This window comes from Cupriavidus sp. PET2-C1 (assembly GCF_054515855.1).
On record NZ_CM137259.1, the window covers coordinates 3,954,214 to 3,976,846 of the forward strand.

Here is a 22,633-nt window from a genome sequence, read left to right on the forward strand (position 1 = left end):
TCCGGATCCAGATAGATGGGCTCTTGGCGTTCTGCTCTTTCTTGTGGGTAGCGTTCAGTGGCGCAGCTTGTAGCCGCTCTTGAGCAGCTGCAGCGCGACCGTGGCAAGCACCACGAAGGCCGTACCCACGACTGCGAGGCTGAAGGCCGGCGCCACGTCGGAGACGCCAAAAAAGCCATAGCGGAAGCCGTCGATCATGTAGAAGAACGGATTGGCGTGCGACACCGCCTGCCAGAAGGGAGGCAGCGAGTGGATCGAATAAAACACGCCGGACAAGAAGGTGGCCGGCATGATCAGGAAGTTCTGGAAGGCCGCGAGCTGGTCGAATTTCTCGGCCCAGATCCCGGCGATCAGCCCCAGCGTGCCAAGGATCGCCGCCCCCAGCACGGCAAACACCAGGATCCACGCAATGTTGGCGAAATGCAGGTTGGCGAACCAGGCCGTCACCAGCAACACGCCCAGGCCCACGGCCAGGCCGCGCACGATGGACGCCACCACATAGGCGCCGAACATTTCCCAGTGCGACAGCGGCGGCAGCATGATGAACACCAGGTTGCCGGTGATTTTGGACTGGATCAGCGACGACGAACTATTGGCGAAGGCGTTCTGCAGCACGCTCATCATCACCAGCCCCGGCACCAGGAACGCGGTATAGCTGATCTGGTCGTACACCTTCACCCGGTTCTCAAGCACGTGGCCGAAGATCAGCAGGTACAGGATCGCGGTGAGCACCGGTGCCGCCACGGTCTGGAAGCTGACCTTCCAGAAACGCAGCACTTCCTTGTAGAGCAGCGTGCGAAAGCCCACCAGCCCCCCCACCGCCATCGGCGCAAGGTGGGTGTTGATGGCGTCTTGCGTAGCGTCGAATTCGGTCGGCATCTTCATGCTGCAGCCCCTATCGCCGTATCCGGCAGCGCGCCAGGCATATGGCCTTCGCGCCGCATGATCTGCACGAACACGTCCTCCAGGTCTGCCTTGTTGATTTCCATGTCTTCGATCTCGCAGCCGGCCTCGCGGCAGGCGGCCAGGATCGGCTCCACCGCCGGGTAGCCCGACAGCCGCAGCCGCACCGCGCGTTCGCCCGGGTTGGAGGAAGGCATGCGCAGCGGCTCAAGCGTGGCCGGCAAGGTACCACGGGAAAATGTCAGCGCCAGCTGCAGCCCGGCGAACTGGCTCAGCAGGTTGCTGGTGCGGTCCAGCGCCACCACCTCGCCGAACTTGAGCATGGCGATGCGGTCACACAGCGCCTCGGCCTCTTCCAGGTAGTGGGTGGTCAGGATGATGGTGTGGCCCTCGCGATTCAGGCGCGAAATGAACTTCCACAGCGTTTGGCGCAACTCCACGTCAACCCCGGCGGTGGGCTCGTCGAGCACGATGACCGGCGGCCGGTGCACCAGCGCCTGGGCCACCAGCACGCGGCGCTTCATGCCGCCGGAGAGCTGGCGCATGTTGGCGTCGGCCTTGTTGGTGAGATCGAGGTTGGCCATGATCTCGTCGATCCAGTCGTCATTGCGGGTCAGGCCGAAGTAGCCGGACTGCAGGCGCAGCGTCTCGCGCACCGTGAAGAAGGGATCGAAGACCAATTCCTGCGGCACCACGCCCAACATGCGCCGCGCCAGCCGGTAATCGGACACCACGTCGTGACCGAGCACGCTGACGCTGCCGGAATCGGCACGGTTCAGGCCCGCCAGGATGGAGATCAGCGTGGTCTTGCCTGCACCGTTGGGGCCGAGCAGGCCGAAGAATTCTCCCCGCTCGACGGTGAAGCTGACGCCCTTGAGCGCCTGCAAATTGCGGTAGCGCTTGCGAACGTCTTTGAGTTCGATGGCTTTCATGGCCGGATACTGTTTGGCAGGCGCGTAGGGCTCTGGTGGGCTCGCACGCCGGCCTCCTTGAAATGGCGGGGACCGCCTGGGTGCTTCGACCGTGTCTTGTCCGTGCCTTATATGCCGGAACGGTCGAACAACCCGGAATTATAGGGGATGCGGGAGCAGTCCCGCTTTGAGCGCGAGGCGTGGCGTGAGCCATCGCCCGGGCATCGCGGTAGCAAGCGCAGATCAGCAGCTTGCCACGGATGCCGGTTCAATGTCGGTGGGAAACGGTGTCTTGCGCGCCCCGCGCGCCCGTGGCGCCTGCCTGGGCGCCGAGTTGCAGCAGGGAATCGACGCCGTACAGCGCGGCCAGCTCAGCCAGCTGGGCCGGTACGCCGACGAACACGAGCGGCTGGCCGCGGCTGGCGGCATCGCGCTGCCAGGCCAGCAGCACCGCGACGGCGGCGGAGTCGACCTGGGTCAGCTTGCCGCAATCCACCTGGGCTTCGCCCTGGGCCAGGCGTGCCAAGCCGTCACGCAGCACGGTGGCGGCGTTGCGGTTGGTCAGCGAGGTGTCGAGCGAAAGCATCTGGCAGCGGTCCGGGGATGCGGGTCTGTAAAAAAGCACTCCCACGGGTGCGGGAGCGCTCATTGTAGAACACTTCGGCCAGCCATGCTGGGCCGCGGCCTGCCGCTCAGGCAGGCTCGCAGGCTCAGTTCTTGGCGTTGGCGAGCTGGCGGTTGCGGTCCTGCAGCGTCTTGATCACGCCGTCCACGCCCTGCTGGCCCACGATGGTGTTGAAACTGCCCTTGTAGGCCTCGGTCAGCCAGGCGCCCAGCACGTTGATGTCATAGACCTTCCAGCCTTGCGGGGTCTTCTCGAGGCGGTAATCGAGCTGGATCGGCTCGCCCTTGTTGATGACCTGGGTGCGAATGGTGGCATCGGTATCGTCCGGGCTGCCGCGGTACGGGCGGAACTGCACGCTCTGGTCGCGAATCTGCGCGATGGCGCCCGAATAGGTGCGGATCAGCAGGGTCTTGAACTCGTCGGTGATCTGCTTTTGCTGCTCGGGCGTGGCCTTGGACCAGTTGCGGCCCATGGCGATCTGCGTGGTCTTCTGGAAATTCGCGTTGGGCAGGATCTTCTGCTCCACCAGCGCCGAGATCTTGCCGATGTTCCCGGCCTGCATGTCCTTGTCCGCCTTGACCGAAGTCATCACGTCGCCGACCACCGCCTTGACCAGCCCGTCGGGCGTGCTGGCATCCTGCGATTGGGCGTGGGCGGCACCGGAAAAGGCAACCACGGTAAGAAAAGGCAGCAACAGTCGCTTCAGCATATTTCGTCCTTATCAATTCGATAACGCAGGGACACCGAGGTACGGCATCCTAGCGCGTCCCGGCACCAAGGCCGGCAATAGTCTTGCGCCGAGTTGGAGTTCGGGCAAGGCCTGGGAGTTCGCGGTGCCGGAGCTTCCGGCACCACATTTTCATACTTTGTTGCACCACTCACAGCCGCGACACGAGCCGCGGCAAATCCCACTCAGCGCAAGCGGAAATTGCCGATATTGCCGGGCATCTGCACGGGTGGCGTGGGCAGCGCCTGGTTTTCCTGCGTGGCATCCGGCGGTGGGCTGGTCGGCACGGTATCGTCGCTCTCCGGCGGGTTGCCGTCATGGATCTGGTACTCGCGGCGCTGCAGGTACGCATCGCGCATGAAGGCGTACTTGTCGAGCGCCGCCATCTCGATCAGGCTCGTGGCGCCAAGCAGCGAAGCCCGGGTGTTGACGACACGCACCCCGAACAGCGAGTTGCGCAGCCACACGGGCTCGATATACGCCGATGGATCGATCTGGCGGTCGACCAGCATGCCAGTGGTATCGCGCACCGTGCTAGGCCCGAACAGCGGCAGCACCAGGTACGGACCGGCCGGCACACCCCATACGCCCAAGGTCTGGCCGAAGTCTTCCTTGTACTTCGGCAAGCCCGCCGGCGTGGCGATGTCGATCAGCCCGCCGATGCCCAGCACGCTGTTGATGGCCACGCGCATGGTGTCTTCCGCGGCGCGGGTGGGCTTGCCCTGAAGCAGGTTGTTGACGGCCGAGTAGACATCGCTGACGTTGGAGAATGCGTTGTCGATCGCGGTGCGGATCGGCGACGGAACGTAATCTGCATACACCTGGGCTACCGGGCGCAGCACGGTCCTGTCGACGGCGTCGTTGACCTTGAAGACTTCCCGGTTGAAGGGCTCGATCGGATCCTTCGGGTTGGCGGTCGGGCCAGTGGCGCAACCTGCCGCCAGCCATGCAACCGATGCTGCCAGCAAGCAGTTTCGTCCCACGCGCCAGCGCGCGGCAGCACGCCTGCCGGTCATTTCACCACCCCCGCTGCGCCGCTGGCGGCTCCAGCAGCAGCGCCGCCGGCATTGTTGCCGCCCGCCCCCGCATCGGCGGCCTTGTTATACAGGAACTGCCCGATCAGGTTTTCCAGCACCACGGCCGACTGCGTCATGGTGATGCGCGAGCCTTCCGCCAGCATGGCGGTGTCGCCACCCGCCTCAAGGCCCAGGTACTGCTCCCCGAGCAAGCCCGAGGTCAGGATCTTGGCCGAGGTGTCCTTGGGAAACTGGTAGCGCTTTTCCAGGTTGAGCGTCACGGTCGCCTGGTAGGTCTTGTCGTCGAAGCGGATATCCGCCACGCGGCCCACCACCACGCCGGCGCTCTTCACCGGGGCGCGCGGCTTCAGGCCGCCGATATTATCGAAGCGCGCCTGCACCGAGTAGGTGTCCTGGAACGACAGGGCGCTCATGTTGCCGGCCTTGAGCGCCAGGAACAGCAGCGCCACGAAACCCGCCACCACAAACAGCCCAACCCAGAAATCGAGTGTATTTCTTTTCATCTGCGTCTCTTCTTCAAGTACTCCGGCTCCGGCGACCGCACCGGCCAAGTCAGCTGAACATCAGCGCGGTCAGCAGGAAATCCAGTGCCAGCACCGCCAGCGAGGCAATCACCACGGTGCGCGTGGTGGCACGCGACACGCCTTCCGGCGTCGGCTTGGCCTGATAGCCCTGGTACAACGCTATAAACGTCACCGCGACGCCAAAAATGAAGCTCTTTATGACGCCATTGAGCACGTCATTGCGAACATCCACCCCGTTTTGCATCTGCGACCAGAACGCGCCCGCGTCCACGCCGATCATCTGCACCCCGACCACATAGCCGCCCAGGATGCCAACGGCGCTGAAAATCGCCGCCAGCACCGGCATGGCGACCACGCCAGCCCAGAAGCGCGGCGCGATCACGCGCTGCAGCGGATTGACCGCCATCATTTCCATGGCGGTGAGTTGCTCACCCGCCTTCATCAGGCCGATCTCGGCGGTCAGTGACGTGCCGGCGCGGCCGGCGAACAGCAGCGCCGTCACCACCGGGCCCAGTTCGCGCACCAGCGACAGCGCCACCAGCAGCCCCAGCGCCTGCTCGGAGCCGTAGCGATTTAGCGTGTAATAGCCCTGCAAACCCAGCACAAAGCCGACAAACAGGCCTGAAACCGCAATGATCACCAGCGAGAGGTTGCCGACAAAGAAAATCTGGTCGCTCACCAGCCGGAAGCGGCGCAGCAGCGCCGGAGACATCGCCAGTACCGTGAAAAACATGCGCGTGGCATGACCCAGGCCGCTGACCGACTGCCGCACCGCGGAGCCGATGCTCGTGAAAAATCCCATCATTGTCCGGCCCCGCTCACGAAGTCCTCGGCCAGCGACGGCCCCGGATAATGGAACGGGACCGGGCCGTCAGGCTCGGCATGGACGAACTGGTGCACGAAGGGATCCGTCGAGGCACGCAGGGCCTCGGGCTCGCCTTCGGCGGCAATGCGGCCATTGGCAATGAAATAGACGTAGTCGGCGATGAGAAAGGTCTCGTTGACGTCGTGCGACACGATGATGGTAGTGGCCCCCAGCGCGTCGTTCAGGCTGCGGATCAGGCGCGCGGTCAGGCCCAGCGAGATCGGGTCGAGGCCGGCAAAAGGCTCGTCGTACATCAGCAGGGCCGGATCGAGCGCGATCGCGCGGGCCAGCGCCACCCGGCGCGCCATGCCGCCGGAGATCTCCGCCGGCATCAGCTCGCGCGCGCCGCGCAGGCCGACGGCGTTGAGCTTCATCAGCACCAGGTCGCGGATCATCGACTCGGGCAAGTCGGTATGTTCGCGCAACGGGAAGGCAACGTTGTCGAACACGGAGAGATCGGTGAACAACGCACCGAACTGGAACAGCATGCCCATCTGCCGCCGCACGGCGTACAGGTCATTGCGGTCGAGGGCCGGGATATTGGCGCCGTTGAAGAGCACCTGGCCGCTCTGCGGCCTGACCTGGCCGCCGATCAGGCGCATCACGGTGGTCTTGCCGCAGCCGGAGCCGCCCATGACGGCCACCACCTTGCCACGCGGGAAGCGCATGCTAAGGCCCGAAAGGATTGGCTTGCCGCCCGCCGTATAGGCGAAATCGACAGATTGGAGCTCGACGAGGTTTGAGGCGGAATCGGTCACGTTGGCACCGTGTTAGGCAGTCCGCCATTATAAGGGCTACTACCTAGCGCTGCCCGAGGCAGTGTGGCGCAATCCACATCCACTCAACGCAAATAATTGTTTCATCACATTTGAGTTGCGGACTTCGGACATCTCTGCCAAAAAGCGAAGCTTAAGGCTCAGTTGGCCCACCAGTTTGCCGCAAGATGACCTGCCACTGGATCGACTCCGACCGGATCGCCGTCGCAAAGGCTTCCGGCGAATCGCGCAACGGCGTCAGGCCCGCCGCCAGCAGGCGATCCCGCACCTCGCGCTCACCCATGACGCCGTCCAGCTCGCTGGCGATCCGCGCCACGATGACATGCGGGGTCTTGGCCGGGGCAATGACGCCGTACCAGGCTCCCGCGCCATAGCCATCCACCCCCGACTCCTGCAGCGTGGGCACCGTGGGCGCCAGTTGCGAACGCGCCACACCAGTCACGCCGAGCAGGCGCAAATTGCCGCTCTTGACCTGGGCCTGCACGGATGCAAACGCGCAGAAGCAAGCGCTGACGCGCCCGGCCAGCATCTCCTGCACCACCGCCGCCTCGCCCTTGGCCGTAACCAGCGGCACTCCGTTCGGTACACCATGCACAGCGTATTGGGCATAAAGGTGCGAGGGGCTGCCGGCCTGGCCGGAGCCGTAGCTGTAGGATCCCGGACTGGCATTGACCGCAGCGAGCCATTGCTGCGGCGTGCGCATCGGCAGGCGCGCATCGATCACCAGGAACAGCGGCATGGTCGCGACCCGCGCCACCGGCGTGAAGTCGCGCACTACGTCATAAGGCACCGGCTCCAGGCCCGGCTGGATCAGCATGGTGGCCTGGTGGAACAGCAAGGTATGCCCGTCGGAACTGGCCTTGGCCACCACGTCTCCCGCCGTGGTGCCGCCCGCACCGGGCCGGTTGTCGACGTCGACCGGCACGCCCAGACGTACCGCCAGGCGCTCGGCCAGCAGGCGCGCCACGGCATCCGGCACGCCGCCGGCCGGAAAAGGCACGATCAGGCGAATGGGGCGGACGGGAAACGATATTGGGCGCGCAAACGCTGCCGACGCCGGGGTAGCCGGCACGGAGGCCGGCCGGGCCAGGCCGGGCCCGCTCGCGGCAAGCAGCAGGGCAGCGAGGCACAGCGGCTGCCAGACGTGCAGAAACAACTGCCGACAAGCCGGCATGGCAGCGGGGTGAAGCAACTTCGCCTTACCTCGCCAAAGCCGCGAAACAATGCGCACTTCGGACATCAATTCCTCCGGGCCACTGGCATCGCCGTGGCGTCTTGATCGGCTGAAAAGGGATTAGCGAGGCAGTCTTTGTGTACTTTGTTTTAATTGTCAGGTCATTCTACGAAGAATGCCCAGAACCGCACAGACCACGTTAACCATAGCCGGGACAACCCTGTGAGCACGGCTGGACGCGGGTCTCCGGGCATCCAGGGCACCCCGGGCCAGACGCCGCCTATAATCGCCCGTCATGCGTGAATACACTCCTCGGCCCATGCTGGCCACCGACCTGCCCGCCGTGCTGGAAATCCAGGCCCAGTGCTATCGCGGCATGCTGCTCGAGTCCGCCGCGGCCCTCGGCAGCCGCCTGGCGCTGTCGCCCGCCACTTGCTGGGTGGCCGCCGGCCCGGATGGCGAGCTGGCAGCCTATCTGTTTACCCACATGTGGCCCCAGGACAGCCTGCCGGCACTCGACGGCGTGCTGGAGCGGCATTGGGTCCGCGATGGTGAGCCGGCCAGCATACTGACCTGGTTCGTGCACGATATGGCGGTGGCGCCCGCCGGTCAGGGCCGCGGCCTGGCGCCAATGCTCTACGCCGCGGCCCATGCAGCCGCGCTCGATGCCGGATTGCGCTCATCGCGGCTGGTCGCCGTGCAATCGGCTGCGGCATGGTGGCGCAGACTCGGGTACGCGAATCTGACGCCTGCCAGCGCTGCCCTGTCCGCCAAACTGTCGGCTTACGGCGACGACGCCGTGCTGATGGGCCGTACGCTGCAGCCAGGCTGAGCGCGCCGCTATAAAAAAACCCGCCCGGCTTGCGCGGGGCGGGTCTTGTGGCGCGAGCAACGCGTCACGGCATCAGCAAAGCCATGGCGCAGATCAGCGCGGCAGCTCGGAATGCCCCATCAGGAAGGCATCGACCGAACGCGCGGCCTGGCGGCCTTCGCGGATCGCCCACACCACCAGCGACTGGCCGCGGCGTACGTCGCCAGCGGCGAACACCTTGGGCACGTTGGTGTGATAAGCGCGATCGCCTTCGGTGCTGGCACGGGCGTTCTTGCGCGCATCGGTATCCACGCCGAAAGCGGAGAGCAGCGAGCCCACCGGGTTGGTGAAGCCCATGGCCAGCAGCACGAGGTCCGCCTTGAGGATGAACTCGCTGTCCGGCACTTCCTGCATCTTGCCGTCCTTCCATTCGACGCGGCAGGCCTTGAGCGCGGTGATCTTGCCGTTCTCGCCAATGAACTCCTTGGTGGCGACCGACCAGTCGCGGTTGCAGCCTTCGTCGTGCGAGGACGAGGTGCGCAGCTTGATCGGCCAGTACGGCCACACCAGCGCCTTGTTCTCTTCTTCCGGCGGCTGCGGCAACAACTCGAACTGGATGATCGATTCCGCGCCGTGGCGGTTCGACGTACCTACGCAGTCGGAGCCGGTATCGCCGCCACCGATCACGATCACGTGCTTGCCGTCGGCGCGCAGCGCGTTGGGCTCGTCGCCGGCCACTTCCTTGTTCTGCGGGATCAGGAATTCCAGCGCGTAATGGATGCCGTCGAGGTCGCGCCCCGGGACCGGCAGGTCGCGCGGCACTTCCGAGCCACCCGCCAGCACCACGGCGTCGAACTGGTCTTGCAGAGCCTGCGCCGAAATGGTTTCACGCGCATAGTTCTTGATGCCGGCCGGCAGTTCGCCGTCGGTCACCATCACGCCGGCACGGAAGGTCACGCCCTCGGCCTGCATCTGTTCCATGCGGCGGTCGATCAGCCACTTCTCAAGCTTGAAATCGGGGATGCCATAGCGCAGCAGGCCACCGATGCGGTCGTTCTTCTCGAACACGGTCACGTCGTGCCCGGCGCGCGCCAGCTGCTGGGCGACGGCCATGCCGGCGGGGCCGGAGCCGACCACGGCAACGGTCTTGCCGGTCTTGTGCTTGGGCGGCTGCGGGGCAACCCAGCCTTCTTCCCAGGCCTTGTCGATGATGGCGTGCTCGATCGACTTGATGCCGACCGGTGCTTCATTGATGCCCAGCGTACAGGCAGCTTCGCACGGTGCCGGGCAGATGCGGCCGGTGAACTCGGGGAAGTTGTTGGTCTGGTGCAGCACCTCGATCGCCGACTTCCAGTCCTGGCGATACACCAGGTCGTTGAAGTCAGGGATGATGTTGTTGACCGGGCAACCGTTATTGCAGAACGGGATGCCGCAGTCCATGCAGCGCGCGCCCTGGATCTTCGCTTCGCTGTCGGACAGCGCGAATACGAATTCCTTGTAGTGCTTCACGCGCTTGGTTACGGGCTCGTAACCTTCGTTCTGGCGCGGAAATTCGAGAAAGCCAGTCGCCTTACCCATGTTGCGTCCTTGGTCATGCTGAGCGGCACCGGCGCATGCGCCGGCCCCGCTGTGAGGTCAGTATCTTGTGAGGCCGTCGCAAATCCGCGACAGCGCTCATGCTTGGTCGGGCTCGCTGCCCTGCCCTTGGGGCTCAGGCGGCGATGGCTTCCCGGTCGCTGTCTTTCGCTTCCTGCTCCTTAGCGTACATCTCGCCCAGTGCGCGCTTGTACTCGGTCGGGAAGACCTTGACGAACCTGCGGCGTGCCGTGGTCCAGTCGGCCAGCAATGCCTTGGCGCGCTCTGAGCCCGTGAAGCGGAAATGCTGCTCGATCAAGCCCTTGAGGATGATTTCGTCAAGCTGGCGCTGCCCGCCCATCTTGTGCCAGGAAGCGGGCGACTGGCCCTTCTCCTGGTCGGCCGCGGCCAGCACCGTTTCCAGTGCCACCATCGAGGTGTTGCAGCGCTTGTCGAACAGGCCGTCCTCGTCGTAGACATAGGCCATGCCGCCCGACATGCCGGCCGCGAAGTTGCGCCCGGTGCCGCCCAGCACCACCACGGTGCCGCCGGTCATGTACTCGCAGCCATGGTCGCCCGTGCCTTCCACCACCGCGGCCGCGCCGGAGTTGCGCACCGCGAAGCGCTCGCCTGCCACGCCGTTGAAGAAGGCTTCGCCGGCAATCGCGCCGTACAGCACGGTGTTGCCCACGATGATGTTCCGTGTCGGGTCGCCGCGGAACTCATGCGGAGCGCGCACGATCACGCGGCCGCCGGACAGGCCCTTGCCCACGTAGTCGTTGCCGTCGCCCACCAGGTCCAGCGTGACGCCATGCGCCAGGAACGCGCCGAAGGACTGGCCGGCGGTGCCTTGCAACTGGATGTGGATGGTGTCGTCAGGCAGGCCTTCATGGCCGTACTGCTTGGCCACCACGCCCGAGAGCATCGCGCCGACGGTACGGTTGACGTTCTTCACCGGCTGGATGAACGACACGCGCTCACCCTTGTCGATGGCCAGGCGAGCCTTGGCGATCAGCACGTGGTCCAGCGCCTTGCCGGCTTCCAGCGACAGGCCATGGTCCTGCACGTCGGTGTGGAAGCGCGGCAGTTCGGCGGGGAACGGAGCCTGGTAGAACACGCGGGTGAAATCGAGGCCGCGCGCCTTCCAGTGCTCGATGCCGGGCTTGGTGTCGAGCAGGTCGGCGCGGCCGATCAGCTCGTCGAACGTGCGGATGCCCAGTTGCGCCATGATCTCGCGGGCTTCTTCGGCGATGAAGAAGAAGAAGTTCACCACGTGCTCAGGCTTGCCCTGGAATTTCGCGCGCAGCGCCGGATCCTGCGTGGCCACGCCCACCGGGCAGGTGTTCAGGTGGCACTTGCGCATCATGATGCAGCCTTCGGCCACCAGCGGTGCGGTAGCGAAGCCGAACTCGTCGGCGCCCAGCAGCGCACCGATGACAACGTCGCGGCCGGTCTTCATCTGGCCGTCGGCCTGCACGCGGATACGGTTGCGCAAGCCGTTGAGCATCAGCGTCTGCTGCGTCTCGGCCAGGCCCAGCTCCCACGGCGTGCCGGCGTGCTTGATCGACGACAGCGGCGAAGCGCCGGTGCCGCCATCATGGCCGGCGATCACCACGTGATCGGCCTTGGCCTTGGCCACGCCCGCGGCCACGGTGCCCACGCCCACTTCGGACACGAGCTTGACCGAGATATCGGAGGCCGGGTTGACGTTCTTCAGGTCGTGGATCAGCTGCGCCAGATCCTCGATCGAGTAGATGTCATGGTGCGGAGGCGGCGAGATCAGGCCCACGCCCGGCACCGAGTAACGCAGCTTGCCGATGTAGTCCGAAACCTTGTGGCCGGGCAGCTGGCCGCCTTCGCCGGGCTTGGCGCCCTGTGCCATCTTGATCTGGATCTGGTCGGCGGACGCCAGGTATTCGGCGGTCACGCCGAAACGGCCCGAGGCCACCTGCTTGATCTTCGAGCGCAGCGAGTCGCCAGCCTGCAGTTCCTGGTCGCGCACCACGGCTTCGGTGCCCAGCAGGCCCTGCAGCGTGTCGCCTTGCTTGATGGGAATGCCGCGCAGCTCGTTGCGGTAGCGGTTCGCGTCCTCGCCACCTTCACCGGTGTTGGACTTGCCGCCGATGCGGTTCATCGCGACCGCCAGCGTGGCGTGGGCTTCGGTGGAGATCGAGCCCAGCGACATGGCGCCGGTGGCAAAGCGCTTGACGATCTCCTTGGCCGGCTCCACTTCTTCCAGCGCAATGGCGCGGGCCGGATCGACCTTGAACTCGAACAGGCCGCGCAGCGTCATGTGACGGCGGCTCTGGTCGTTGATGATGTTGGCGTATTCCTTGTACGTCTGGTACGCGCCCTTGCCGTCGTCGGCGCGCACGGCGTGCTGCAGCTTGGCCACCGAATCCGGGGTCCACATATGCGCTTCGCCGCGAACGCGGTAGGCGTACTCGCCGCCGGTCTCCAGCATGGTGTCCAGCACCGGGTTGTCGCCGAAGGCGTCCTGGTGCAGGCGCAGCGCTTCCTCGGCCACCTCGAAGATGCCGATGCCTTCGACGTTCGTTGCGGTGCCGTGGAAGTACTTCTGCACCAGCTCGCGCGACAGGCCGATGGCTTCGAAGATCTGCGCACCGGTGTACGACATGTAGGTGGAGATGCCCATCTTGGACATCACCTTCTGCAGGCCCTTGCCGATCGCCTTGACGAAGTTCTTGACCGCCTTCTCGGGCGACAGGTCGCCGGACAGGCCTTGTGCCATGTCGGCCAGCGTTTCCATCGCCAGGTACGGGTGCACGGCTTCGGCGCCATAGCCGGCCAGCAGCGCAAAGTGATGCACCTCGCGCGCCGTGCCGGTTTCCACCACCAGGCCGGCCGAGGTACGCAGGCCCTTGTCCACCAGGTGGTGGTGGATGGCGGACGTTGCCAGCAGCGCGGGGATGGCCACGTGCTCCGCATCGACGCGGCGGTCCGACACGATCAGGATGTTGTAGCCCGAGCGCACGGCATCCACGGCTTCCGCGCACAGCGAGGCCAGGCGGGCTTCGATGCCTTCCTTGCCCCAAGCCTGCGGGTAGCAGATGTTCAGTTCATACGAACGGAACTTGCCGCCGGTGTAGTGCTCGATATTGCGGATCTTGGCGATGTCCTTGAAGTCCAGCACGGGCTGGGACACTTCGAGGCGCATCGGCGGGTTGATGTTGTTCAGCTCGAGCAGGTTGGGCTTGGGTCCGATGAAGGACACCAGCGACATCACCATGTTCTCGCGGATCGGGTCGATCGGCGGGTTGGTGACCTGGGCGAAGAGCTGCTTGAAGTAGTGGTACAGCGTCTTGTTCTTGGACGACAGCACGGCCAGCGGGCTGTCATTGCCCATCGAGCCGGTGGCTTCCTCGCCGGCCAGCGCCATCGGCGCCATCAGGAACTTGACGTCTTCCTGCGTATAGCCGAAGGCTTGCTGGCGATCCAGCAGGCGGGCGTCCGGCTTCTTCTCGGCAGCCACGTCCTCGGGCTTGGCATCCAGCTCGTCGAGCTTGATGCGCACGGCGTCGATCCAGCTCTTGTAGGGCTTGGCGTTGGCCAGGTTGTCCTTGAGTTCCTTGTCGTCGATGATGCGGCCTTGCTCCATGTCGATCAGGAACATCTTGCCCGGCTGGAGGCGCCATTTCTGCACGATGCGCGACTCGGGGAACGGCAGCACGCCGGCTTCCGAAGCCAGCACCACGATGTCGTCCTCGGTCACGTAGAAACGTGCCGGGCGCAGGCCGTTACGGTCCAGCGTGGCGCCGATCTGGCGGCCATCGGTGAAGCAGATCGCGGCAGGGCCGTCCCACGGCTCCATCATGGCAGCGTGGTATTCGTAGAAGGCACGGCGATTGTCGTCCATCATGGTGTGCTGTTCCCAGGCTTCCGGGATCATCATCATCATGGCGTGGACGAGCGGGTAGCCGGCCATCGTCAGCAGTTCGAGGCAGTTGTCGAACGATGCCGTGTCCGACTGGCCGGGATAGATCAGCGGCCACAGCTTGGGCAGGTCGTCGCCCAGCACCGGCGACGAGATCGCGCCGGTCCGCGCGTTGACCCAGTTCACGTTGCCCTTGACCGTGTTGATTTCGCCGTTATGGGCGACCATGCGGTACGGGTGGGCCAGTTCCCAGGCCGGGAAGGTGTTGGTGGAGAAGCGCTGGTGCACCAGGGCCAGGGCCGAGACGGCGCGCGGGTCCTGCAGGTCCAGGTAGTACTCGCCGACTTGCGTTGCCAGCAGCAGGCCCTTGTACACGACCGTGCGTGCCGACATCGACGGCACGAAATATTCCTTGCCGTGCTTGAGCTTGAGCGCCTGGATGGCGTGGCTGGCGGTCTTGCGGATCACGTAGAGCTTACGTTCCAGCGCGTCCGTGGTCATGATGTCGCGGCCACGACCAATGAAGATCTGGCGGATCACCGGCTCGGTGGTGCGCACCGTCGGCGACATCGGCATGGCGGCATCCACCGGCACGTCGCGCCAGCCCAGCACGACCTGGCCTTCCAGGCGTACGGTGCGCTCGAGTTCTTGCTCGCAGGCCAGGCGGGAGGCGTGCTCCTTCGGCAGGAAGATCATGCCCACGCCGTACTCGCCGGACGGCGGCAGGGTCACGCCCTGCTTGGCCATGTCTTCGCGGTAGAACTGGTCCGGGATCTGGATCAGGATACCGGCACCGTCGCCCATCAGCGCATCGGCGCCGACCGCGCCGCGGTGATCCAGGTTTTCCAGGATCTTCAGCCCTTGCTGGACGATCTCATGGCTCTTCTTGCCCTTGATATGGGCAACCATGCCAACGCCGCAGGCGTCTTTTTCATTGGCGGGGTCGTACATGCCCTGGGCTTGCGGACGCGAGGCAGGCACGTGCGTGGCGGCGGCAGACTCTGCGGCCTGCGCTTGGGCCATCGTTTGCTTTGATTGGGATTGCGATTGGTCCACGGGCTTGATTCCGGTGAGGGCTGCGAGCCAGCAAGGCAGACCGGAACGGGAACCGCACTCTTCCACCGGGGCCGGTTGGAAACCGGGGACGGGGAACCAGAGAGACAGCGGGGCCGCAGCGGCGTACACAGGCGTGACGCGCCGCACAATGAATGTGGGTGGAGCAACTATAAAAGAATCGTACGCGTCCCGCAAAATTTTTAAATGGGGTCAGATCATATTTAATCTCGCACCACAACGGGGATGGTCTTTATTTGGGGACAGATAAAAAATGGTGCATCGCGGGGCGTGCTTCATTGATCTCGCCGCAGTCAGGCGCGCAACGCTTCACACACCCGGCCCGAGGCTAGACGGTGTCCGGCTCGGACTCCCTGTCCATTGCGGACCGGCCCGCCGGGCGGCCCTTGGGCAACGGCTGCACGCGCCGCCCACCCTGTCGCTCCAGTTGCGCAAGGAAGGCCGCGTCACCCAGAGGCCAGCCGCTATGCGCATGGCTGCGAAGCGTGGCCAGGGTCATCGACGACAGCCCCTCCGCGGTGACGGCGCGGTAGTTGGATTGTCGCTCGAACGGCGTGTTACCTAGCGCCCAGTACGCAGAGTGATCGCTCACAAAGGGGCTGGCCTCGATGCCGGCATGGTGGCGATAGCTGCTCCATCGATCCCCTTCGGCCGAAATCACCTCGCCGGCACGCACGGCGTTGCCCTCCACGTACTGCATGGCCGGCAGCATCCAGGTGGCGGGATCGAACACCGCCGAGCGAAAGCGGCCATCCCACAGCGTGCCGGTACGGCCCGCGACCCGGTTGAAATAGCGCGCGTAGCGGCGCCCCACCGCTTGCATGGTGAGACTGAGCGAATCGGCATGCCGGGGGGTCGCCACGAGATGGACATGATTCGGCCGCAGGGCGTAGGCGTGGATCGCCAGGTCGTGCTCCCGCGCGGCCATGCGCAGGCAGTCCAGGTAGTGGAGGTAGTCATCGGCGCCATGGAAGACGGGCTGACGATTGTTGCCGCGTTGCAACACCAGTGCCGGCAGCGAAGCCGGGGAGAAACGAGGAAGTCGGGCCATGATGGGCGAGGAGGTTCGGCGATACGTGCTTGCCGGTCGGATGGCATCAAACGAATGCGATATCCGATGATAGCCTAGCCGCAGCCTGATCCGTCCCCAATTTTCCCGCTGGCCGCGCTGGCCGTGTTGGCCTAGCTGCCCTAACTGCCCTCGTCGACCGCAAAGATGCGGCGGTGCTCCCGGATCGCATAGCGGTCGGTCATGCCGGCGATGTAGTGCGAGATCAGCCGGGACGGGTCGCGGCCCTGCCCGGCCTGGTACTGCGGCGGCAGCAGGCGCGGATCCGCCATGAATACGTCGAACAGGTCGGTGATGATGCGCTGGGCCTTGGAGGACATGCGCATCACCAGGTAATGGCGATAGAGATGGCGGAACAGGAAACGCTTGAGCGCTGCTGCTTCCTCGCGCACCGGCGCGCTGAAGGCCACCAGCGGGCCTGCAGCCCGCACGGCCTCGATATTGCGCGGGTTGGCTGCGGCAATGTTCTGGCTGGTGGTTTCGATCAGGTCGACGATCAGCGTGTTGATCATGCGGCGCACGGTTTCGTTGATCACGCGCCGCCCGTTGATGCCGGGAAACGCTGCCATCGCCTCGGCGCGGTGGCGGCCCCACATCGGCACTTCGTCCATCTGCTCAAGCGTGAGCAGCCCGGAGCGCAGGCCGTCGTCGATATCGTGGTTGTTGTAGGCGATCTCGTCGGCCAGGTTGGCCAGCTGGGCCTCCAGCGATGGCTGCGTCCCCTCCAGAAAGCGCCGGCCCAGCTCGCCAAGCGCAGAGGCATTGACGCGCGAGCAATGCTTGAGCACGCCCTCACGCGTCTCGAACGTCAGGTTGAGCCCGTTGAAGCCGCCATAGCGCTCCTCCAGCTCATCCACCACCAGCAGGCTCTGCAGGTTGTGCTCGAAGCCCCCGTGGTTCTTCATGCAGTTGTTCAGCGCATCCTGGCCGGCATGGCCAAAGGGCGTGTGGCCGAGGTCGTGCGCCAGCGAGATGGCTTCGACCAGGTCCTCGTTCAGGCGCAGGTTGCGGGCGATGGAGCGGGCGATCTGCGCCACTTCCAGGCTATGGGTGAGCCTGGTGCGGAACAGGTCGCCTTCATGATTGACGAAGACCTGGGTCTTGTACTCGAGCCGCCGGAAGGCCGTGCTGTGGATGACGCGGTCGCGGTCGCGCTGGAATTCCGTGCGCGAGGACGAGGCCGGTTCGGCATGCACCCGCCCAAGGGTCTGCGCGGAGCGGGCGGCATAGGGAGCGAGATGGCTTTCGAGGTCGGTCATGCGGCAATCCGGTCAGGCGTCCGGCCGGGTGGCGGTGCGCCGCCCGGCCGGCGTTGCAAGGCACAACCGATCGCCTCAGGCGACCGGCGCCTCGGTAGGCGGCCTGAGCACCGCGTGCTGCAAGGTAGCGCGCAGGTCAGGGTCTGGCACGGTGGTGATGAAGGCTTCACCCAGCTTCCTGAGAAGGATGAACTTGATGCTGCCGGCTTCTGCCTTCTTGTCCACTTTCATCAGTTCGATGTAGCGGTCGGTGCCCAGTTCCGGCGCGACCACCGGCAGCATGGCGGCGCGGATAAGGTGCACCACGCGCGCGCGCGTTTCGGTATCGATGAAGCCGAGCCGGTGCGACAGGTCCGCCGCCATCACCATGCCGCAACCCACGGCCTCGCCGTGCAGCCACTCGCCGTAGCCCATGCCAGCCTCGATCGCGTGGCCGAAGGTGTGGCCAAAATTAAGCATGGCGCGCAGGCCGCCCTCGCGCTCGTCCTGGGCCACCACGGCGGCCTTGATCTCGCAGGAGCGCTTGACCGCCAGCGCCATGATGTCCGGGTCGCAGGCGTTGAGCGCGCGGATATTGCGCTCGATCCAGCCGAAATACTCGGCATCGGCCATGGCGCCGTGCTTGATCACCTCGGCCAGGCCCGCCGCGAGCTCGCGCTCCGGCAGCGTGCGCAGGGTGTCGATATCGGCAATCACCGCATTAGGCTGGTGGAAGGCGCCGATCATGTTCTTGCCGAGCGGGTGATTGATGCCAGTCTTGCCGCCCACCGACGAATCCACCTGCGAGAGCAGGGTCGTGGGCACCTGCACGAACGGCACGCCGCGCATGTAGCAGGCAGCGGCAAACCCGGTCATGTCGCCCACCACGCCGCCGCCCAGGGCGATCAGCGTGGTCTTGCGGTCGGCGCCCGCGCTGAGCAGCGCGTCGAAGATCAGGTTGAGCGTTTCCCACTGCTTGAAGGCCTCGCCGTCGGGCAAGGTCACAGTGCGCACGGTCTTGCCGAGCGCCGCCAGGCTAGCCTGGACGCGGGCGGCGTACAGCGGCCCTACGGTCTCATTGGTGACGATGACGGCGTGCTGGCCACGCACATGGGGGCGGAACAACTCGGTCTGGTCGAGCAGGCCGGTGCCGATATGGATGGGGTAGCTGCGCTCCCCAAGGCTGACTTCAAGGGTGATCATTGTGATTCTGGTCCTGCGCCGGAAGGTTGTCCGCGCCCTCGCCGTCGGCCCCTTCGGGTTCTTCGGCGGCAACGGTGAAACCGGCCATTTCAAGTTGCATCAACACCATATTAGCAAGCTGCGCTACCGAAGGCTTGCCGGTTTCGATGATGAAATCCGCCACCTCGCGGTAAAGCGGGTCGCGCTCGCCATAGAGCGTTTCCAGCCGTCCCTTGGGGTCTTCGGTCTGCAGCAGCGGGCGATTGCGGTCGTGGCGGGTGCGCAGCCACAGGTCGTGCGGGCTGGCGCGCAGGTAGACCACGGTGCCGCGCGCCTTCAGGTGCGCGCGATTCTCCGGGCGCAGCACGGCGCCGCCGCCGGTGGCCAGCACGATGCCGCGGCGCTGGGTGAGCTCGTCGATCGCCTGCGCCTCGCGGTCGCGAAAGCCCGCTTCGCCCTCGTGCTCGAAGATGATCGGGATACGCACGCCGCAACGCGCCTCGAGTTCGTGATCCGAATCGAAGAACGGGTAATTCAGGCGCCGGGCCACGGTGCGGCCGACGGTGGTCTTGCCGGCACCCATCAGGCCGACAAAGAAAAGGTTCGGGCGGGTGACTGTCACTGGCGTGTCGGGCGGGAGCCGGGTCTCTGGCCGGCCCTCGCGGTGGAAAACTGCATCATCTTCTTATGTTGGGACGATCCGGGCAAGTGGCGAGGCGCAATCGGCACAAGGCAACCCGCCTCGCGACACGCCTTGCGCGCCTGCCACATGCACCCTCGCCCAATCTCTCTAGCCCGCCTGGACAATAAAAAAAGCCGCATCGGAACGATGCGGCCTGTCAGTCTACTGCATCCGGCGCGAGCGGGCGCTATTTCAGCGACACGCTGTCGTTGAGCACGCGCGGCGTCAGGAACACCAGCAGCTCGGTCCGGTTGTTGACCTTGGCGTTGTCCTTGAACAGGTTGCCGAGGATCGGGATATCCCCCAGAAATGGCACCTTGTTCACATTGGTGGACTCGGTCTGGCTATAGATGCCGCCAATCACCACCGTGCCACCGTTCTCCACCAGCACCTGCGTCTGCACGTGCTTGGTGTCGATGGCGAAGCCCGAGGTGGTCTGGATACCCACGCTGTCCTTGTTGACGTCGACATCCAGCAGCACATTGCCTTCCGGCGTGATCTGCGGCGTGACTTCCAGCTTCAGGTTGGCCTTGCGGAACTGCACCGAGGTGGCGCCACTGGAGGTGGCTGCCTGGTAGGGCAACTCCGTGCCTTGCTCGATCAGCGCCTTGATATTGTTGGCGGTCACCACGCGCGGGCTGGAGATGATCTTGCCCCGCCCGTCCGCTTCCAGCGCGGACAGCTCGAGCGCCAGGAAACGGCCGGCCGTGTTGCTGAACAGGCTGACCGCGACCGAGCCCGGGTTGACACCGTTGATCGCCGCAGCCGGCAGGCTTAGCGCCGGGCCGTTGTCCCAGGTTGCGTTCTGCGTCACCGGGCTGACCACATTGGTGTAGGTGTTGCCGTAGCCGGCGCCCGCCGTCTTGGAGGCAAAGCCCAGCTTGACGCCCAGGTTGCGGCTGAAGGTATCGTTGGCCTCGACGATGCGCGCCTCGATGATGACCTGGCGCACCGGGATATCGATCTTGCCGAGGAAGCTCTGCACCTCTTCGAGCTTGGTCGCGATATCGGACACGAACAGCTGGTTGGTACGGGGATCCGCCGTCAGCGAGCCGCGCTTGGACAGCATGCGGGTATTGCTGGCCGCCGCGCCGCCTATGCCGCCCACCGCCGGGAGCGCGCCCACGCTGCCCGGCGCGCCCGCGCCGCCGACGCCCGCCGCGGCCAGCCCGAGCAGCATGCGCCGCACGTCTTCGGCACGCTGGTAGTTGAGCTGGAACACCTGGCTGCGGATCGGCTCGAGGTCATTGATCTGCTGCTGCGATTCGAGCTCGAGCTTTTCCTTGGTGGCCAGCTCGGCCTTGGGCGCCACCCACAGCACATTGCCGTTGCGGCGCGAGGCCAGTCCCTTGGCATCGAGCACGATCTGCAGCGCCTGGTCCCAGGGGACATCCTTCAGGCGCAGCGTCAAATTGCCCTGCACGCTTTCGCTGGTGATGATGTTGAGGTTGGTGAAATCGGCAAACACCTGCAGCAGCGAGCGGATGTCGATGTTCTGGAAGTTCAGCGAGAGCCGCTCGCCGCGGAAGCCTGCTCCGCTGATCAGCTTGGCCGGATCTTCCTTGACCGGGCGCACCTCCACCACGAACTGCGTATCGGTCTGGTAGGAGCTGTACTCCCAGTTGCCGCGCGGCTCGATGGTGAGGCGGGTGCTGCCGTTGTTGTCGCTCGCGCGCATGCCCTGCACCGGCGTGCCGAAATCCGTCACGTCAAAGCGCCTGCGCATGCCATCGGGCAGCGATGTATTGAGGAAATCGACCACCACGTTCTGGCCCTGCTGCGCGATATTGATGCCGGAGTCGCGCGAGGAAAGATCCACCACGATGCGGCCTGCGCCATCCTGGCCGCGGCGGAAATCGATATTGCGCACGGTCGGCCGCGTCGCCGGCATTGCCGGCGCCTGCGCCGAGCTGGGCGCGAACGTCGGCACTGCCGCACGGGCGGTCGGGGCGACATTGTCGAGCAGCACCACGAACTGGTTGCCGCGCACCTCGGTGCGGTAGCTGGCGACGCGGGTCAGGTCGAGGATCACACGGGTGCGATCGCCGATCTGGACCACATTGGCGCTCTTGAGCAGCTTGCCGCCGAAGTCATATTGCGCCCGCCCGGCCGCGAAGCCGGTATCGAGAAAATCGATGGCGAGCTTGGGCGGATTCTGCGTGGTGAAGTCGGCCGGCTTTTGCGCCGGCGGCCCCTGCATCTCGACCGTGAATACGGTCTGCTCGCCCACCGTGGTGGCGTCGACACGCTTGATGGCGTTGCCCGGCGTTGGTTGCGCCAACGCAGCCGGCGTGGCCAATACCAGCGTCATCATTGCGGCGCCCGCAAGCGCCCGGTACCAGCGACCCATGATCATGCCGACCCCTCCAGCTTCAGGCTGGTCATTTTCTCTTTCCACTCGGCTACCCCTTCCCGGACCAATTCGCGCAACACGATCTCCTGATCGTTGATGCGGACCACCCGGCCGTAGTTCTGGCCGAGATACTGCCCCACCTTGACGTGGTGGATCTTGTTATCTACCTGCACGACGCCGTAGGTCTCGCCACTCTTCTTCATGGCGCCCAGCATCTTGAAGTTCTCCAGCGGGAAATCCTCCAGCGGCTCGCGCCGGCGGCCGGATTCCGGCGACTCGGACAGGACCCGGTTCAGGTCGCCGATCTTGTTCTGGGCAAAGGGCTCGGGCGCGCTGCGGCCCTCGTAGTCGCGCGGCACGTAAGGCTTGGGCTCGGGCAGCGGCGCCGGCGGCGGCGCCTTGGCAGCCTGGGCTTGCGCCATCCACTGGCGCAGGCCGTCTTCCTCGCTGCCCCCGCAGGCTGCCAACATCGCGGCGCCGATCAGCGCGCAAGCGCAGGCACACAGGCGCGAAGCGTGGATCGCTGGCATCATTTCTTTGCTCCCGCAGCCGTATTGGCCGCCGCGGCTTCCGCCTTGCGCTGCGCCGCCTGTTCGTCAGGGTCCAGCGCGCGGTAGGCCATGGCCGTGGCTTCCATCGTCAGCCCGCCATCCTTGCCTGTGGTGAACTGCAGCCCCTGCATCGAGACAATGCGCGAAAGCGCAGCAACATCGGCGTTGAACTGGGCCACGTCGTGGTAACGGCCGGTGACCTTCAGGTTGACCGGGATCTCGGCAAAGTAGGACTTGATCACGGCGGGTTGCGGCTTGAACAACTCGAACTGCAGGCCGCGCGCCACGCCGGCGTGATTGACGTCTGCCAGCAGCGCGTCCATCTCGGTCTTGTTGGGCAACTGGCGCTCGACCAGCGCCACGCGCTGCTCCACTTCCGCCTTTTGCTTGCGCAGCGCATCCAGGTTGGCCACCTGCGCCACCTTGCTCATGTAGGACTGCTTCAGGGTATCCTGCTCGACATGCCGGCGATCGAGATCCTCGAGCTTGCCGCTCCAGTAGAACTGCCAGCCCAGCAGCAGCACCAGCACCGCAGCCAGCACCGCGAAGAGCACGCGCGGGGCGGCCGGCCAGGTTTCCGGCTCATTGAAGTTCAGGCCACGGAACTGCGCGGTGAGATCGTTCAGCGTGGCGAGCGAGATTTCGCTATTGAGTGCCATGG

19 protein-coding genes are annotated in these 22,633 nt (G+C 65.3%); 1 reads left to right on the top strand and 18 read right to left on the bottom strand.

Going from position 1 to position 22,633, the window contains the following annotated elements; genetic code table 11:
• Positions 1-54: 54 nt before the first annotated feature.
• The 9 genes from ACX12D_RS17885 to ACX12D_RS17925 form a co-directional block, all read right to left on the bottom strand.
• The gene (locus ACX12D_RS17885; RefSeq protein ID WP_416050396.1) at positions 55-825 is read right to left on the bottom strand and encodes an ABC transporter permease; all 771 of its coding nucleotides are present in this window, start codon (positions 823-825) and stop codon (positions 55-57) included.
• A gap of 56 nt (positions 826-881) precedes the next feature.
• Positions 882-1,835 carry an ABC transporter ATP-binding protein gene (locus ACX12D_RS17890; RefSeq protein ID WP_459372158.1) on the bottom strand — a complete coding sequence of 318 codons (954 nt, stop codon included), beginning with the start codon at positions 1,833-1,835 and terminating at the stop codon, positions 882-884.
• A 247-nt stretch (positions 1,836-2,082) separates the two neighbouring features.
• Entirely contained in the window at positions 2,083-2,400 is a 318-nt protein-coding gene (locus tag ACX12D_RS17895; RefSeq protein WP_459372160.1) for an STAS domain-containing protein, read from the bottom strand.
• Positions 2,401-2,524: 124 nt separating this feature from the next.
• Positions 2,525-3,148: an MlaC/ttg2D family ABC transporter substrate-binding protein gene (locus ACX12D_RS17900; protein WP_441637844.1), complete on the bottom strand. Its 624-nt coding sequence runs from the start codon at positions 3,146-3,148 to the stop codon at positions 2,525-2,527.
• A 203-nt stretch (positions 3,149-3,351) separates the two neighbouring features.
• On the bottom strand, positions 3,352-4,182 hold the full coding sequence (locus ACX12D_RS17905) for an MlaA family lipoprotein (RefSeq protein ID WP_459372161.1): 831 nt from the start codon (positions 4,180-4,182) through the stop codon (positions 3,352-3,354).
• Positions 4,179-4,706, bottom strand: a complete 528-nt coding sequence (gene mlaD / locus ACX12D_RS17910) for an outer membrane lipid asymmetry maintenance protein MlaD (protein WP_043352390.1) — start codon at positions 4,704-4,706, stop codon at positions 4,179-4,181. Before mlaD ends, ACX12D_RS17905 begins: the two co-directional genes overlap by 4 nt.
• A gap of 49 nt (positions 4,707-4,755) precedes the next feature.
• Positions 4,756-5,532, bottom strand: a complete 777-nt coding sequence (gene mlaE / locus ACX12D_RS17915) for a lipid asymmetry maintenance ABC transporter permease subunit MlaE (protein WP_043350253.1) — start codon at positions 5,530-5,532, stop codon at positions 4,756-4,758.
• A complete protein-coding gene (locus ACX12D_RS17920) occupies positions 5,529-6,350 on the bottom strand; it encodes an ABC transporter ATP-binding protein (RefSeq protein ID WP_459372162.1) in 822 nt (273 codons plus the stop codon). The genes mlaE and ACX12D_RS17920 overlap by 4 nt, the downstream gene beginning before the upstream one ends.
• A 151-nt stretch (positions 6,351-6,501) precedes the next feature.
• The gene (locus tag ACX12D_RS17925; protein WP_459372163.1) at positions 6,502-7,608 is read right to left on the bottom strand and encodes a Bug family tripartite tricarboxylate transporter substrate binding protein; all 1,107 of its coding nucleotides are present in this window, start codon (positions 7,606-7,608) and stop codon (positions 6,502-6,504) included.
• Between the two features lie 229 nt (positions 7,609-7,837).
• On the opposite strand from ACX12D_RS17925, the gene ACX12D_RS17930 reads away from it, so the two are divergent.
• Complete coding sequence (locus ACX12D_RS17930) at positions 7,838-8,374, top strand: GNAT family N-acetyltransferase (RefSeq protein ID WP_459372164.1); 537 nt, start codon at positions 7,838-7,840, stop codon at positions 8,372-8,374.
• A 93-nt stretch (positions 8,375-8,467) separates the two neighbouring features.
• Here the strand turns inward: ACX12D_RS17930 and ACX12D_RS17935 are convergent, their stop codons facing one another.
• The 9 genes from ACX12D_RS17935 to ACX12D_RS17975 form a co-directional block, all read right to left on the bottom strand.
• The gene (locus ACX12D_RS17935; RefSeq protein WP_441637855.1) at positions 8,468-9,931 is read right to left on the bottom strand and encodes a glutamate synthase subunit beta; all 1,464 of its coding nucleotides are present in this window, start codon (positions 9,929-9,931) and stop codon (positions 8,468-8,470) included.
• 133 nt (positions 9,932-10,064) lie between these two features.
• Positions 10,065-14,846, bottom strand: a complete 4,782-nt coding sequence (locus tag ACX12D_RS17940) for a glutamate synthase-related protein (RefSeq protein WP_459372165.1) — start codon at positions 14,844-14,846, stop codon at positions 10,065-10,067.
• Positions 14,847-15,225: 379 nt separating this feature from the next.
• Entirely contained in the window at positions 15,226-15,948 is a 723-nt protein-coding gene (locus ACX12D_RS17945; RefSeq protein WP_459372166.1) for a transposase, read from the bottom strand.
• A gap of 140 nt (positions 15,949-16,088) precedes the next feature.
• Positions 16,089-17,225: a deoxyguanosinetriphosphate triphosphohydrolase gene (locus ACX12D_RS17950; RefSeq protein WP_150985723.1), complete on the bottom strand. Its 1,137-nt coding sequence runs from the start codon at positions 17,223-17,225 to the stop codon at positions 16,089-16,091.
• 75 nt (positions 17,226-17,300) lie between these two features.
• The gene (gene aroB, locus ACX12D_RS17955) at positions 17,301-18,407 is read right to left on the bottom strand and encodes a 3-dehydroquinate synthase (RefSeq protein ID WP_459372167.1); all 1,107 of its coding nucleotides are present in this window, start codon (positions 18,405-18,407) and stop codon (positions 17,301-17,303) included.
• The gene (locus ACX12D_RS17960; protein ID WP_459372168.1) at positions 18,394-19,008 is read right to left on the bottom strand and encodes a shikimate kinase; all 615 of its coding nucleotides are present in this window, start codon (positions 19,006-19,008) and stop codon (positions 18,394-18,396) included. The genes aroB and ACX12D_RS17960 overlap by 14 nt, the downstream gene beginning before the upstream one ends.
• A gap of 247 nt (positions 19,009-19,255) precedes the next feature.
• A complete protein-coding gene (pilQ, locus tag ACX12D_RS17965; RefSeq protein WP_459372169.1) occupies positions 19,256-21,424 on the bottom strand; it encodes a type IV pilus secretin PilQ in 2,169 nt (722 codons plus the stop codon).
• Positions 21,421-21,954: a pilus assembly protein PilP gene (locus ACX12D_RS17970; RefSeq protein WP_459372171.1), complete on the bottom strand. Its 534-nt coding sequence runs from the start codon at positions 21,952-21,954 to the stop codon at positions 21,421-21,423. The genes pilQ and ACX12D_RS17970 overlap by 4 nt, the downstream gene beginning before the upstream one ends.
• Positions 21,951-22,631: a type IV pilus inner membrane component PilO gene (locus tag ACX12D_RS17975; RefSeq protein WP_459372172.1), complete on the bottom strand. Its 681-nt coding sequence runs from the start codon at positions 22,629-22,631 to the stop codon at positions 21,951-21,953. The genes ACX12D_RS17970 and ACX12D_RS17975 overlap by 4 nt, the downstream gene beginning before the upstream one ends.
• Positions 22,632-22,633: the final 2 nt, after the last annotated feature.

Coding starts and splice junctions, on each gene's coding strand:
- ACX12D_RS17885 (WP_416050396.1), bottom strand. CDS start 825: ATGGCGGTGGGGGGGCTGGTGGGCTTTCGCACGCTGCTCTACAAGGAA.
- ACX12D_RS17890 (WP_459372158.1), bottom strand. CDS start 1,835: ATGAAAGCCATCGAACTCAAAGACGTTCGCAAGCGCTACCGCAATTTG.
- ACX12D_RS17895 (WP_459372160.1), bottom strand. CDS start 2,400: ATGCTTTCGCTCGACACCTCGCTGACCAACCGCAACGCCGCCACCGTG.
- ACX12D_RS17900 (WP_441637844.1), bottom strand. CDS start 3,148: ATGCTGAAGCGACTGTTGCTGCCTTTTCTTACCGTGGTTGCCTTTTCC.
- ACX12D_RS17905 (WP_459372161.1), bottom strand. CDS start 4,182: ATGACCGGCAGGCGTGCTGCCGCGCGCTGGCGCGTGGGACGAAACTGC.
- mlaD (WP_043352390.1), bottom strand. CDS start 4,706: ATGAAAAGAAATACACTCGATTTCTGGGTTGGGCTGTTTGTGGTGGCG.
- mlaE (WP_043350253.1), bottom strand. CDS start 5,532: ATGATGGGATTTTTCACGAGCATCGGCTCCGCGGTGCGGCAGTCGGTC.
- ACX12D_RS17925 (WP_459372163.1), bottom strand. CDS start 7,608: ATGTCCGAAGTGCGCATTGTTTCGCGGCTTTGGCGAGGTAAGGCGAAG.
- ACX12D_RS17930 (WP_459372164.1), top strand. CDS start 7,838: ATGCGTGAATACACTCCTCGGCCCATGCTGGCCACCGACCTGCCCGCC.
- ACX12D_RS17935 (WP_441637855.1), bottom strand. CDS start 9,931: ATGGGTAAGGCGACTGGCTTTCTCGAATTTCCGCGCCAGAACGAAGGT.
- ACX12D_RS17940 (WP_459372165.1), bottom strand. CDS start 14,846: ATGGCCCAAGCGCAGGCCGCAGAGTCTGCCGCCGCCACGCACGTGCCT.
- ACX12D_RS17945 (WP_459372166.1), bottom strand. CDS start 15,948: ATGGCCCGACTTCCTCGTTTCTCCCCGGCTTCGCTGCCGGCACTGGTG.
- ACX12D_RS17950 (WP_150985723.1), bottom strand. CDS start 17,225: ATGACCGACCTCGAAAGCCATCTCGCTCCCTATGCCGCCCGCTCCGCG.
- aroB (WP_459372167.1), bottom strand. CDS start 18,407: ATGATCACCCTTGAAGTCAGCCTTGGGGAGCGCAGCTACCCCATCCAT.
- pilQ (WP_459372169.1), bottom strand. CDS start 21,424: ATGATCATGGGTCGCTGGTACCGGGCGCTTGCGGGCGCCGCAATGATG.
- ACX12D_RS17970 (WP_459372171.1), bottom strand. CDS start 21,954: ATGATGCCAGCGATCCACGCTTCGCGCCTGTGTGCCTGCGCTTGCGCG.
- ACX12D_RS17975 (WP_459372172.1), bottom strand. CDS start 22,631: ATGGCACTCAATAGCGAAATCTCGCTCGCCACGCTGAACGATCTCACC.